12 protein-coding genes are annotated in these 13,959 nt (G+C 35.5%); 4 read left to right on the top strand and 8 right to left on the bottom strand.

The features are described 5' to 3' along the window. Positions 1 to 3: 3 nt before the first annotated feature. The 3 genes from P2Q73_RS18730 to P2Q73_RS18740 form a co-directional block, all read right to left on the bottom strand. On the bottom strand, positions 4 to 435 hold the full coding sequence (locus tag P2Q73_RS18730; protein WP_275789967.1) for an SRPBCC domain-containing protein: 432 nt from the start codon (positions 433 to 435) through the stop codon (positions 4 to 6). 276 nt (positions 436 to 711) lie between these two features. After that, complete coding sequence (locus P2Q73_RS18735) at positions 712 to 1,215, bottom strand: GNAT family N-acetyltransferase (RefSeq protein ID WP_275789970.1); 504 nt, start codon at positions 1,213 to 1,215, stop codon at positions 712 to 714. A gap of 15 nt (positions 1,216 to 1,230) precedes the next feature. After that, positions 1,231 to 2,235 (bottom strand): glutathione S-transferase family protein, encoded by a 1,005-nt coding sequence (locus tag P2Q73_RS18740; protein ID WP_275789973.1) that lies wholly within the window; start codon positions 2,233 to 2,235, stop codon positions 1,231 to 1,233. Positions 2,236 to 2,431: 196 nt separating this feature from the next. On the opposite strand from P2Q73_RS18740, the gene P2Q73_RS18745 reads away from it, so the two are divergent. Together P2Q73_RS18745 and P2Q73_RS18750 are read left to right on the top strand one after the other, a co-directional pair. Further along, on the top strand, positions 2,432 to 3,715 hold the full coding sequence (locus tag P2Q73_RS18745; protein WP_275789976.1) for a phytoene desaturase family protein: 1,284 nt from the start codon (positions 2,432 to 2,434) through the stop codon (positions 3,713 to 3,715). A gap of 4 nt (positions 3,716 to 3,719) precedes the next feature. Continuing rightward, the gene (locus P2Q73_RS18750; RefSeq protein WP_275789979.1) at positions 3,720 to 4,583 is read left to right on the top strand and encodes an RNA polymerase sigma-70 factor; all 864 of its coding nucleotides are present in this window, start codon (positions 3,720 to 3,722) and stop codon (positions 4,581 to 4,583) included. A gap of 69 nt (positions 4,584 to 4,652) precedes the next feature. Here P2Q73_RS18750 and P2Q73_RS18755 read toward each other — a convergent pair whose 3' ends face one another. The 3 genes from P2Q73_RS18755 to P2Q73_RS18765 form a co-directional block, all read right to left on the bottom strand. Next, a complete protein-coding gene (locus tag P2Q73_RS18755) occupies positions 4,653 to 5,042 on the bottom strand; it encodes an iron chaperone (RefSeq protein WP_275789981.1) in 390 nt (129 codons plus the stop codon). A 98-nt stretch (positions 5,043 to 5,140) separates the two neighbouring features. Continuing rightward, entirely contained in the window at positions 5,141 to 6,256 is a 1,116-nt protein-coding gene (locus tag P2Q73_RS18760) for a M20 metallopeptidase family protein (RefSeq protein WP_275789984.1), read from the bottom strand. Between the two features lie 158 nt (positions 6,257 to 6,414). Next, positions 6,415 to 7,530 (bottom strand): M20 metallopeptidase family protein, encoded by a 1,116-nt coding sequence (locus P2Q73_RS18765; protein WP_275789987.1) that lies wholly within the window; start codon positions 7,528 to 7,530, stop codon positions 6,415 to 6,417. 331 nt (positions 7,531 to 7,861) lie between these two features. Here P2Q73_RS18765 and P2Q73_RS18770 point away from each other — a divergent pair, with 331 nt between their 5' ends. Beyond that, positions 7,862 to 8,356, top strand: a complete 495-nt coding sequence (locus tag P2Q73_RS18770) for a L,D-transpeptidase family protein (RefSeq protein WP_053592317.1) — start codon at positions 7,862 to 7,864, stop codon at positions 8,354 to 8,356. A 70-nt stretch (positions 8,357 to 8,426) separates the two neighbouring features. Here P2Q73_RS18770 and P2Q73_RS18775 read toward each other — a convergent pair whose 3' ends face one another. Both P2Q73_RS18775 and P2Q73_RS18780 read right to left on the bottom strand, forming a co-directional pair. Continuing rightward, a complete protein-coding gene (locus tag P2Q73_RS18775) occupies positions 8,427 to 9,713 on the bottom strand; it encodes a glycosyltransferase family 2 protein (RefSeq protein ID WP_197275577.1) in 1,287 nt (428 codons plus the stop codon). 855 nt (positions 9,714 to 10,568) lie between these two features. Beyond that, entirely contained in the window at positions 10,569 to 12,935 is a 2,367-nt protein-coding gene (locus P2Q73_RS18780; RefSeq protein ID WP_275789990.1) for a polyprenyl synthetase family protein, read from the bottom strand. 332 nt (positions 12,936 to 13,267) lie between these two features. Here P2Q73_RS18780 and P2Q73_RS18785 point away from each other — a divergent pair, with 332 nt between their 5' ends. Continuing rightward, positions 13,268 to 13,924 carry a hypothetical protein gene (locus tag P2Q73_RS18785; protein ID WP_275789993.1) on the top strand — a complete coding sequence of 219 codons (657 nt, stop codon included), beginning with the start codon at positions 13,268 to 13,270 and terminating at the stop codon, positions 13,922 to 13,924. The last annotated feature ends 35 nt before the right edge of the window (positions 13,925 to 13,959 follow it).

The raw sequence follows: 13,959 nt of genomic DNA on the forward strand, positions 1-13,959 counted from the left end.
CAATTATTTTACAATGCCTGCTCTCAATTCTGTAATACCAAATTCCAAATAAGCTTTTAAACAGGTCAGCATATAAACCCAACCTTCTTTATTATCCACCAATGTATTAATAATCTCATCTTCATTTTCATTAAATCCTTCTTCATTAACCTCTATAATCGTACTCAATTCATCTACTTCTTTCATGGAAATAGTTACAGTGTTTTCCTCAAGCTCTCCCCATTTGAATACAATCTTCTTATTGATGTCGATTTCGGTTACTTTAATATTTACTTCTGCGTTATATTCATCGTATCTTAATGTGATCGTCTTTCCTTGCTCCCATCTTTCTGAGCTCGATGACCACCAAAAGTTCCCGATTCTCAAAGGATCCACAAAAGCTTCAAATACCTCACTTGCAGGTTTTAATATTCTAAATTTTGTAAGTATGTTCATAACTACAACTCCTTTTTTATTGTGTTATTACTTCAAGTATAGACTTTTATCTTATAAAAAAGAGTCCATTTTATAAGAAATAATAAGAACTATGATTTATTCAATTGCTCATAACAGCTATTTTAAGGGATATATTTTTTTTCTAATTTCACAATCATATCTTCTATCATTACTTCATGTGTTCCTAACATTCCTTCTAAATAATAGATAAATTCCTTTTCAAGTACAAATCAACTTAAAAAGGTGCCATGGAATTCTCCACGACACCTAAATTTATTAAAAAGTAATACGGAACGCTTTTACGACAATTCCATCATTAGTTGGTTCAAAATCAAATTGTGGCAAACGCTCAAACCCAAGATGACCATATAATTTTATAGCATTCTCCATAAAATCAGCGGTATGTAGTCCCATAGCAGAGAACGCTTTAGCTTTAGACCGTTGAATACATTCGTTAATCAATGCTGTTGCCACACCTTTTCCTCGAGCTTGTGGTGAGATGGCTAGCATTCTTAGTTCTGGATAATCAAGTTCGTCTTCCAGTAAACCTTCATAAGCTTTTATTTCAGGAGAAAATAAAGCAACGCTTCCTACTATTACTCCATCAATCTCTGCTACTATTCGTTCTACGCCGGGCTGAATGTCTCCATCTGATAGGATGGATTGTTTTAAAACTTTCCAATGTTCTTCCGGAATTTTAGGAGCATGCTCGGTATATGCGTCTAATCGTTGTTCTCGGATAAAAGATAATTCATCCTCTATTGCATTACGTATAATCACTATTTCCCCATCTCCTTAATTACTTGTATGAACAAGGAATTTTTCTTCTTTTCCACTTAAAGATTCTCGATTATGTGCAGAATTGAAGTTTGAAACATCCGGTCCTTTTGGTAATATGTTTAGACTTTTTTGATCATCACTCGCAATATGGTTTGATAAATGGTAATGGATTTTAATTGCTTCAAAATTAGTTGTATCTCCAAAACCAGGCGTTTGGAACAAATCTCGTAAATAACCCCATAGATTTGGAAAATCAACAATACGATTTCTATTTGCCTTAAAAGCTGAATAATACGCTACGTCAAACCGTGCTAATGTTGCATATAGTCGAACGTCTGAATCCGTAATATAGTCCCCAAACAAGAAGCGTTGCGTCGATAAACGTTGCTCTAATTCATCTAAACGATTAAATAATACATCATATGCTTCTTCATATGCTTCTTGTGAACGAGCAAATCCACATTTATAGACACCATTATTAACATCATGAAAAATGACATCATTTAATGCATCAATTTCCTCGCGTAAATTTTGTGGATATAGATCAGGCGCATTTTCTTTATGAAATGGTGCCCATGCAGTTTCTAAATGATTTGTTAATCTAAAGTAATCGTTATTCACTACTTTTTGTTCTTTTACATCAATGATAACTGGTACAGTTGGTCTTCCTGCGTATTCTGGATCTGTTTTTTTATACATTTCGCTTATATATTGAATACCTAAAACAGGATCTACACCATTTTCATCTAAAGAAAATTCCCAGTCTACACGGCCGATATTCGGACGCATTGGACTAGCAGTACCCAAACTGATGACATCTTCTAAACCTAGCACGCTTCGTACGATCACTGAACGATGCGCCCATGGACAGACAGCAGCCCATAAAAGACGATAACGTTCTTCTTCAACAGGTAGTTCACCTGGTTGATTTCCAAATAGCGTGTCAAATTGATTTCTTTGACGAACAAATTTTCCTGTTTTATCAACTTCTACTGGTACTTCCTTCTTTGTTTTTTCCACTTTTCATCATCCTTTTCCAGTCAAAGTTTGTGTCAAATATATAAAACATAGTTATCAACTTTGTTTAGTTAATTTTATTAATTATTTATCTTGAAGTCAAGATAAAAATAGTTTAATTACATTCTTGATTGAATGTCACAACTTAATTAGCTTCCTCGTCTTAATTTATGAAAACATAATAGGAGGTTATCATCGTATGGCTCAAAAATGGGACGTTGTAATTGTTGGTGGTGGATTGGCAGGGTATGTGGCAGCAAACTATTTGGCTAAAAAGGATTTGTCTATTTTAATAGTTGAAAAAGGTAAAAAGGTCGGCGGAAGGGCTAGGACAGATAAGATTAATCAACATTATTTTAATCTCGGCCCACATGCCCTATATAAAAAAGGAAAAGCGGCTCCTATTCTCGAAGAATTAGATATCAAACTGAATGGGAAATCACCTATATTAGGAGGTACTTTAATTGAAAATAAAATGGAGTACACTGCTCCTTTTAATCCTTTGGGACTTTTAACGACACGATTATTGAACTGGAGAGAAAAAGTGGAATGGGTAGCTATATTAAAGAATATAAATAGCTTGGATACAGAAAAGTTAGCAGAGCAAACATTTCAACAATGGGTCATGCAAGTTACGATATCTAAAAAAGTCCAGTCTTTATTATATACACTCGGCAGACTTACCACGTATTGCCATGCCCCTGAAATGGTTAGCGCCAAGATAATTGTATCTCATATGAAGATTGGAATGGGTGGAGTACTTTATTTGGATTACGGTTGGCAAATGGTAATAGACCAACTGCATAATAAAGCGGTCATCTCTGGTATTCAAGTTCAATCAAACACTGTTGTAAAGCAAATTATCAAACTTCAACAGGAACATTTTAAATTGGTTCTATCTAATGATGAGGAAATTTCCAGTAAGTATGTACTGAATACCACAAGCCCTCAGGAGCTTAATAAAATGTTAGGTGAACAATCGAGTATTTCGCAGCGTGACTTTTTTGCCAAAATTACACCTGTAAAAGGAGCTACACTTGATGTTGCATTAACAAAGCTTCCTAATCCAAAAAAATTGTTTGCCATGGGTATAACTGACCCCTTATATTACTCAGTACATTCAAATTATGCCAGACTCTCTGAAGATGGAGAAAATACAGTTTTACATGTTTATAAATACCATCACCCGAATGATCAAATAGATGGTAAAGAAGTAAAAAAGGAGTTGGAACAATTTTTAGAAAAGATGCAGCCAGAATGGAAAAAATACGAGATTACTAGTCGTTTTATGCCTAATATTACAGTTAACCAGCGTCTACCTCAATTAGGAGATGAGCAAAAATTGGCATGTGCTAATATAGAAATCCCTGGATTATTTTTAGCAGGTGACTGGGTTTCTCCTTATTCTGTTTTGTCAGAAGGAGCAGTAAGCAGTGGAAAGCAAGCAGCGAAAGAAATAATACAACTACTCGAGCAGAGGTGATAAAGTGCAAATTAGTAATGAAGATTATCAACTATTTAGACCACTGTTATTTACAATAGGCTATCGTATGCTAGGTTCCATTGGGGATGCAGAGGATATTGTGCAAGAAACTTTTTTAAAAGCATATCAAATGGATGAACAAGAGATTAATAATATGAAAGCGTATCTCTGTAAAATGATGACAAATCGTTGCCTTGATTACTTAAAGTCAGCACGTTATAAACGAGAGAATTACGTAGGACCTTGGAATCCCGAGCCACTATTGTTAGAGAAATCTAATGATCTAGATCCAGCTGATGTTGTTCTTCAAGCAGAAGGATTAAGCATTGCTTATTTAAGGATGATGGAACATTTAACACCAGACGAACGGGCAGTACTTCTATTAAGAGAGGTATTGGATTTCTCATACATGGAGATTGCTAGCATTATTGAAAAAAATGAAGATAACTGTAGGAAAATATATAGCAGATCTAAGCATAAAATTGCACGCATAGATAGTGAAAGTTTGAACTATGAAAACAATAAGTCGATTATCAATCGGTTTATCCAAGCTTTTGAAATGAAAAATACAAATGTCTTGTTAGAATTAGTATCCGAGAATGTAACACTATATTCTGATGGTGGAGGAAAAGTTAAGGCTGCTATTCGTCCAATAACATCCCTTCCAAACGTTTTGGCATTATTATACGGTATAGTGAAAAAAGCTCCTAAGGATTTTTATTTTGAAATAAGAAATGTCAACGGTCAGCCAGCAATGGTGAATTACATGAATGGCTCTCTTCAAAGTATTATTAGTTTTTATATTAGTGATGAAAAAATAAAGGAAGTTTACATTATGATGAACCCTGATAAGTTACCTAAACTTTAGATACTATTAAAAGTATGACTGTCCCCTGTACAGATGAAAAAAGGGGCAGTCTCTTATTTTAAATAAATATTATTTTTCTTTTTTCTGCTTTTTCTCGGCTTTATTTTCATTCTCAGCGGCTCTAAATTTAACTATTTTGCTGATTAGTTCATAAGGCAATGGTTGTTCTAAAGGAAACTGGACGGATCCTTTCGCTCCTTTATATTGTGCAATTTCCTCTTTAAAAGCTTCTATTCCGCTTGGAGCTGGATAAAATCCTATATGGTTTTTATAAGCAGCAAAGTGGACTAGGTTCCCATGGAAAACAAAAGTAGGCATTTGATAGCTTATTTTCTCTGTCGCTTCAGGAGCAGCCTCTTTTATTACTTGCCATATTGTTATTAGTTTTTCTTGAACTTCAGGAGGAAAGGTTGAAATATATTCATCTATTGAGTTAAAAGTGACTTTGTTTCCTTCCATAATTTCTCCTTCCAAAACCATTTATTTTAGTATAGCATTGCTAGATTAAACTTAAAAAGCATCCACACAATAGTGTGAATGCTTAATTTAACGAAGGTTTATAATTCTGCTAATCCTTTGAAAAGCTCTACAGCCGTTTCAATTATATCATCACGGAAATCATATTCATACGTATGTAGATGTGGATAATCTTCACCGTTCCCTATATAGCACATAGCACCTTTTGTTAGCTTTAAGTAATGGCCGTAATCCTCAGAGCCACGGAATGCTTTTGTCATTTCCACTACCTCAAAACCCTTATTCTTTGCAACTTTACGAATTTTATCAGAGCTTTCTTTGTCGTTTACAGTTTCAGGGAAAGAATCCGCAAAGGAAAAACTAACTTTCAAGCCGTATTCTGCTGCTTGAGCATTAGAAAGATCCTCTAGGTTTTTCTGAAGCTTATCTAGTTCTTCTTCATGAAGAGCACGAATAGTTAACAGCAAATCACCCTTACTTGCAGACATACCGAAAGCTCTTTCGCCTATATCCACTTGTACAACTGTGCAAAGTACAATCCCTTCATTATTCTCAGGTGAGATGAACTCAGGAATCGCATCAATAACTTTAGCAATAGCAAAAGCTGGGTTTGCTCCATTCTCCGGTTGGCTAGCATGTGCTGGTGCACCTTCCATATGGATCGTCATCCCTTTGGAAGCACAGTGTGCAGTCCCATCAATAACATTTACCGAGTTAAAAGCCATGCCACTCATATTATGATAAGCAAAAATTTCTTCGATATTATGTTCCTCGATAAATGAAGCGCATTGAGCAGCACCGTCCCCGGTTTCCTCCGCATGTTGGAAAAGGAAGAAAATATTTTTGTCTGCACCCTTTTGGTCAATTTCTAATGCAAATCCGGCAAGACTAGCAGAGTGGCCATCATGCCCGCATTTATGAGAAATGCCTGGAGACTGAGAAGCATATGGAATGTCAATTACTTCCGGCATAGGAAGAGCATCAAAATCTGCACGGTATGCAATATTCTTTTTGCCTTCCCCTGCACGATATACCGCATAGAACCACTTTTCTTTGTCTACTATTTCTAATTGGGTATGCGTTTTTAAAAAATCTATTAAATGTTGTTTTGTCCAAACCTCATGATTTGAAAGTTCAGGATGCTTATGTAGCTCATGTCGTAATTGGATTGCTAATTCTAGATTTTTCTTTTCCAAAGCTTTTCTCTCCCTTAACTCATTTTTTTTGATAATTCCTAAGTGTATCTTATTAAAATATTCCTATATTTATAGTAGGCTTCATTGTCAGAATGATGCTTATTTCTAAAAAGCGCATTTGGCTAATTAGACAACTTTTTATTATTTATGCTATATGACTATTGTTCCGTAATACCTTTGAAAAGCTCTACTGCTGTTTCAATGATGTCATCTCGGAAGTCGTACTTAGATGTATGGACATGAGGGTAGTCTTCTCCATTTCCGATGTAGCATATTGCACCCTTAGTTAACTTTAAATAATGACCAAAGTCTTCTGAGGCACGAAATGCTTCTTTCATTTCAACTAATTGAAACCCTTTATCTTCACATACTTTACGAATTTTATCTGAACTCCCTTTATCATTTACAGTTTCAGGAAATTCATCATTATAAGAGAAGCTTACCTGAATACCGAATTTTTCTGCTTGATCCTTAGCAAGATCTTCTAAATTTTTCTGAAGTTTATCTAATTCCTCTTCGTATAATGCTCGGATCGTTAAAAGTAACTCTCCCTTACTCGCAGACATACCGAATGCTCTTTCACCGATATTTACTTGAACAACTGTACAAAGTACGATTCCCTCGTTATTCTCTGGGGAGATAAAATCAGGGATTGCATCAATTATTTTAGCAATGGCAAAGGAAGGATTTACTCCATCCTCCGGTTGACTTGCATGTGCAGGAGAACCAACCATGTGAATTGTCATTCCCTTTGATGCGCACTGAGCCGTTCCGTCAATTACGTTTACCGAATTGTAAGCCACACCACTCATATTATGATAGGCGAAGATTTCATCTATATTATTTTCTTTAATAAAAGTAGCACACTGAATAGCGCCATCTCCTGTTTCCTCCGCGTGTTGGAAAAGGAAAAAGATGTTTTTGTCTGCACCCTTTTGGTCGATTTCCAGAGCAAATGCAGCGAGACTTGCTGAGTGACCGTCATGACCGCACTTGTGAGAAACTCCAAAGAATTGGGAAGCATGTGGAATATCAATTACTTCAGGCATAGGTAGTGCATCAAAGTCAGCACGGAAAGCTATATTCTTTTTGTCTTCACCGGCACGATAAATAGCATAGAACCATTGGTCGTTGTCGACTATTTCTAATTTTGTATGCGTTTTCAAGAAATCGATTAAATGTTGTTTCGTCCAGACCTCTTGATTCGAGAGTTCAGGATGCTGATGCAACTCATGTCGTAGTTGAATTGCCAATTCAAGATTTTTCTTTTCCAATGTATATCTCTCCCTTTTAAAATCGAAATTATACAATATAATAGATTCACTATTTTTAAGTATAGTAGTATATATTGAAAAACAGTAGATTCGATAATTTTTACTAGTAAAAAAAATTTTACTTTCTTTGTATATACGTCATCCAAAAACTAAAAAAACACCCACACGATGTGTAGGTGTTTTAACTATTTAACCATGTTCTAATCATTTGCAATTTTGACTCTTCTTATTACATTTGCCATATCATATATGAGAAATGAAAGGATGAAAACAACACTTTTAAATTTCATCATATTATGTAATATAACTAAAAAATATGGAGGTGATTTTACTGATTCATACAGTAAAGCCAGGAGAAACACTAACTCAAATATCTAGAGACTATCGTACACCGTTATCCACAATCATAAGAGCTAATCCTTCAATAGATCCAAATGTACTATATATTGGTCAATCCATTGTTATACCAGGTTTTCCAGACCCCAATACACTCCCCTATAAATTGGAAGTTTCCATTAACAATCGTTGGCTTCGTTTACTATTGGATGGTGTTTTACAAAAACAGTATCCTATCGCAGTTGGGAGAATGTTATTCGCTACTCCAGTAGGAAATTTTATCATTATTAACAAAGCACCTAATCCAGGAGGACCATTCGGTACTATGTGGATGAGTTTATCGAAAGAACACTATGGGATTCATGGAACTAATAATCCAAGTTCCATTGGTCAAGCAGTATCACGTGGTTGTATCCGCATGAACAATAAGGATGTGGAGGAATTAGCACGCCTAGTCCCAATAGGAACTCCGGTTTTTATACACCCATAACATCAAGAGTGACTACCAAAAAAGTCTTTGAAACTGACTTTTATAGGTAGTCACTTCTCTTCTTTTGTCCTTATCGTACATCATCAAGTGATTTCACAACTGTGTGAGCAATTGGTTTCCATTCAACATGCTTAAACAATGCTACGACAGAAATTGGTATATAGGTAAACATGAAAATTGGAAAAGTAATTGTAAAAGCGATTTTTTTCCAGGCAGAACAATGGATTTTTCTCCACTCTGATAGTGTTGTCATTAAGCCCAGAACAAAAAGGATTCCATAATACCAAACAAAAGATTCTATTATGGCCGTAGTTGCTCCTTGCATAATCCCTTTCCCCTCAAATATTCCCATAAAGATGCCCAAGTATAGTAAACCATTCACCATAATGCTGATACTAGAAACAAGCATGGCCGGCATGATCATCATCGTCATATCAAAGCATGAAAATCTGTTACCCTTACCTCGGAATATATTTTCAATTAAGTCCTTTCCATATTTAGAAAATACCTGATAAAAACCTTTTGCCCAACGTAATCGTTGATTCCAGGATTGAGCAAAAGTGACTGGTTGCTCGTCATAAAACACCGCGTTTCTACAATAACCAATCTTTTCACCTTTAATAATTTGAGAAACTGAAAACTCGATGTCTTCCGTTAGGAGATGATGTATCCAACCTCCATTGTCTCTGAATACATCTGCATGTACTAAAAATCCTGTTCCAGATACCGCACAACTAGAGTTAAGGGCCATTCTTGGAAGGTTGAGATATTCAGCTTCATGCAGGAACCAAAGTGCATATCCTGCTGAAATCCAATTCTGATCATAGTTCTTAGAATTTCTATAACTAGTGATCACCCTGTATCCTTTATTGAATGTCTTGTTCATCTCCGTTATATAATTCTCGTCCAAGAGATTGTCGGCATCAAACACGAAATATCCATCATATTTATTGGATGAGTAGTCACTTCCAATGATTCTAAGCATATAGTCGAGCGCGTATCCCTTGCCAATCTGAATCTTATTGAAACGCTCTCTAACTATAGCTCCCGCCTTCTCCGCAACCTTAGCAGTATTATCGGAACAGTTATCTGCCACAACGAAAATATCAATCATTTCTTTGGGATAATTTTGATTTTTTATACTTTTGATCAGTTGTCCAATAACGAGTTCTTCATTTCGAGCTGGGATAATAACTGCAAATTTATGGTGATGAACATTCTGTATTTCAGTGTACTTTTTCTGCTTGGCTTTAAATGTGATAAACATATAAACAAATTGGTAGGAATACATTAATGCAAATAATAGGAACATAAGTGAATTAAAATCATTCATAAAAGTTAGTAAAGTTGAGTCCAAACGGATACCTCCACAATTTCTTCATTTTATTTTCTTCATTCTTCAAGTTGGGTATACAATGCAGAATAATGAAATATAGCTTGGTATAACGGATTCTCCTGCTTAAATGATTAAACAAATAGTATGCCCTGTTTAAAAAGAATCGATTTATCTGTTAATATTCCCTAAAGTTAAGCATATATCACATAAATAAAAGAAAGATTAAAGTCATGTTAAGTCCACGTAAATTTTTAAACACTAAATAATACAAACTTCATTTTTAGATACATGGATGTATCCTTTTATTCAGTTCTATTTCAATGAAAGCGGAAATATGGCGGGCGAACTGAAATCTTTCATTTTGAATGTATTTCAGACGCATAGAAAATTGAAACACGGAGTGCGCTTGCTGCACGCTTCGCGTGAACCTCCATCGGATGAAACGCTCCTGCGGCGTGTGAGGCGTGCATCCTGTTAACCACTTTTGATGAAAAATTTTTGATAGCAATATTTTGGACTTTCAATACTATTTAGCACATTTTAGAAAGAAACCTTTTATTTGTAATGGCTGACACCTGCATTCGCGCCTTCCCAGCATCATGACGTGCCGTATGAGACAGATGTAAGCGTCTAGCACATTACAGCGGCTCATGCGGACGTGCGGCATCCGCGAATGCATATAGATAAGTAGTATTCATTTTTAGGACTCGGATGTGCGCTTGCTGCACGACCTGCCTTATGAGACAGTAAAATTTAGAGCTTAAACCAGGAGTAAAGACGATACCAAAATAAAAGATCATAGATATTTGCATATCCATGATCCATATATAAAAATTGATTAAATTGTAGTAAAGCCTAAAAGATTGTACCCAACACTTAATGATCGCGATTTATTATAAAGTTTAAAAAATGCTTCAAGAAAGAAGTATTGCGTGGCACTTCCTGTAATACTTCCATTGCAATACAGTAATTTTCCCACATCTCTTTTTTGGCACCTTCCAGACCCAATATAGATACGAAAGTGGAGTTGTTGTTTTCCTCATCCTTGCCAATAGGCTTTCCGAGTATGGCAGAATTACCTTCAACATCCAGTAAGTCATCCTTAATCTGAAAAGCAATGCCAGCGTGACGAGCAAACTTTTTCAAAACCTCTATTTCTAAATCATTTGCTTGGGCTAGGATGGCTGGCATTATTAGGGAAGCTTCGAAGCCTATGCCAGTTTTATAAAAGCACATCATATTTAATTGATCTAGTGTCAGTTGTTTCCCCTTTGAATCTAAGTCCATCGCTTGCCCTCTACACATATTTGCAGTTGTTTGTGCTGAATATTTAATCAGATTAAGTACAGTCTTCGAATCGAACTGATCCAGAGAGGTTTGTTCCTCAATTGCCTTTTGTGTTAAAAAAAGACCCGTTATTTCTGATATAGCAATGTTGTACACCTCATGAAGAGTTGGACGTCCCCTACGAGTGGATGAATTATCCTGTGAAGGTAGATCATCAAAAATAAGTGAAGCTGTATGCATATATTCTAATGATTTCAAAAGTGGCTCGATAGCCGTTTTATTTAATCCATATGCTTTTACGCCCATGAACCAAGTAATTATTGGCCTTAAACGTTTTCCTTCACCCATTAGGCTGTAATTTGCAGCATCTTGTATAGGGTCTGTTATTAACCTCTTATTCTCGATTGTAGGGAGATTTAAGATACTATTAATCTGATTACGTAAAGTCTTGCTCACATTTGAAAATTCTTCCTGTTCTTCTCGATCCTTTTTCAATATGGTAATCATATGGTCACGAAGCAATTTATCAAAGAAATCTACATCATCGGCTTTTCGAACCATCTCTTGAATCAGTCTATTGAATTTAGGATTACTAGAAGCAAAGAGATCCATAACTTCATTGTACTTTTTAATACCCATTCGCTCTTTAAATCTTTTCAGCCCGTTTATAGCTCGATCCAAAATTACCTCACATGTCTTCCTGTCCGAGTCATACACGTTATGAATTAAATTAGAGATAACTGTCCAGTACAATTCAAATGGGTTTATGAGATCCAAGCGTTTATCATGATACTTCATATAATAAGTATATGGTGTTACCGCACCGTCCTTCATGTCATCAAACATATCTGCAAAATCATCAGCAAGCTGATTATAAATGCCATAAAAGAATGTTCGGTCGTCCAATTCTTTATCCTCAGGAGCACCGATTACTGAACGTACAATCAATCGAGAAGAAGAGGATTTTAATATAACAGGTATATAAAGTTCTTCATTGGTGTAATTTGCATTCGATAAATCTTTTATACGATCAACTTCTTGGGAATTAAAAAAAACATAGGATTGCGCGAAAAAATTCTTTGTTGTCTCTTGCCTCTGCTTGCTCTTAATATACGTAAAGGCTTCTCGAAGCTCCGCATGAATATACTTGATTAGAGCTACGTTCTTCCCCTTCCACTCTCCCAATTCCGGCACTACTCCAGTAATAATTGTGGTACGAATCAAATCCGAATATTGTTTTTCCTCTTCTTCAGATAAAATTTTTGCATCCAGAAGATCATCAATAAACGGATAGGTTAAACCATAGGAATAGCCAAGCCTAATAGCTGCATCAAGCCTCCGAGAACGTTCTTCAGGAGATGTTTTGTCGTTCATCTCTTCAACCTCTTGCATGATTACTCCGGCAATGATTTTAATTAGTTTTCGTTGGGCTTGCTCAGCATCCATCCCGTTCGGAATTTTGGAGGATACAGTCTTCAGCTTGTTTATAACCCAGATTAGACTCGATTCCACTCCTTCTTTCTGTGCAATTCTGTATAACCAGGCCATGCTAAATGTCTCGTCTTTGTCTCCTTTTGTTAGGTGATTTTTTAAACTATTTACTACACGGTCAATTCTGCTTAGAGTATCAGGTGAATCCAGTGCTCTTCCCAGATCACGCATAAAAATATAGGACATGCTTCTATCGAGGTAATTATCAAGTTTACCTGTATAATTTAGCCATTGAATATAATGGTGATATCCGCGAGAATCAGGTTTTCCCTTTCCACGCGATAAAAAGGAGAATAATGAATGATGATGAATATGATTGTGTTTCCACAATCGTATATCTTCCGTTAGGATTGGTATATAAGCCTTTTCCATTACTTGCCCATAAAGTGATTTAAAATAAAGAGCAGCCTTCTGCTCAGCATGCTGATAGCATTCATCAGCATTTATTAATAACTCCTCGATCATTCCATAACACACCTTCACTTTATGTTCTCTATTTTCCATCTTGTAACTATTAAAATCTCATCATATAGTATTTTCTTCATTATATCACCCGACACTTTCTCTAGCTTGTTTTCGACTTCTAGCCTCCACATTGTATTTATTAACTAATTTAAATCTATTCTTCTTTAAATGCCTAAATTCCTATATTTCACCAGACAGCTAAGCGATTGTTTAGTTTCATTTATTTGGTGACATACTAAACGAAGAAATAGATCTTTAGAATCCTAAAAAACTATACGGTTTTCCATAACTAGAAATGATTATATGCGCAATTATTTGGAGGGTGTGCTTTTGTGAAACTGTTTCAAGTAAGAAAAGGGCAATTTGTATATTACAATAATGAATTGCACAGAGTTTATTCGGTAAAACCTATGTATAAACAATCTGTTCATCTTATGAGGCTGAGGGATTTGTCCCAACATTTAAGTAGTGCGGCCGAAGTAGAAAAATACCAACCAAAAGAACTCGATAGCTTTATTTTCAATAAAAATATGTATACCCTCAGTAAAGATAGAAAAGCAGAGGAAGGGGATTTCATATTAATTACGAACCCAAATCCCGATTACCTCGATCATTATTCATTAAATGAAATCGAAGTAGTGGCAGCGGTTGAAAACAAAGGCGTTATTACGAATAGGTCAAACGGGATTAGGCATAATGAGTATCTATTAATGGTTCCTGGACGTCATGACCAGAGTAATCCAATTGAATATCGAGATATTCAAAATATAGATGAGAGTACCTTGAATGAACAATTAAATGTTATTAATGACATGTTACCAACAATAGGCGATGTATATAGAAAAAACGATTCGGATACTGTAATTGAAGCGATGGTTGTTGGCATAAAAGGCAATTCGATATTTCTTGGATGCGAAATAGAATTACCCTATGTAGAGTTGATGAACACTGAAAAATGGGAATTTCTCTATAACCTCCTTGATAAATGATTTTTGTATATTAGTCTTCACAATTATTAACACAT

Origin of the sequence: Bacillus sp. Cr_A10, assembly GCF_029222665.1 — a bacterium.
Taxonomy (GTDB): Bacteria; Bacillota; Bacilli; order Bacillales_A; family Planococcaceae; genus Psychrobacillus.

Excerpts from the sequence above, each read along its gene's own strand:
- P2Q73_RS18730 (WP_275789967.1), bottom strand. The coding sequence starts at position 435 with ATGAACATACTTACAAAATTTAGAATATTAAAACCTGCAAGTGAGGTA.
- P2Q73_RS18745 (WP_275789976.1), top strand. The coding sequence starts at position 2,432 with ATGGCTCAAAAATGGGACGTTGTAATTGTTGGTGGTGGATTGGCAGGG.
- P2Q73_RS18755 (WP_275789981.1), bottom strand. The coding sequence starts at position 5,042 with ATGGAAGGAAACAAAGTCACTTTTAACTCAATAGATGAATATATTTCA.
- P2Q73_RS18780 (WP_275789990.1), bottom strand. The coding sequence starts at position 12,935 with ATGATCGAGGAGTTATTAATAAATGCTGATGAATGCTATCAGCATGCT.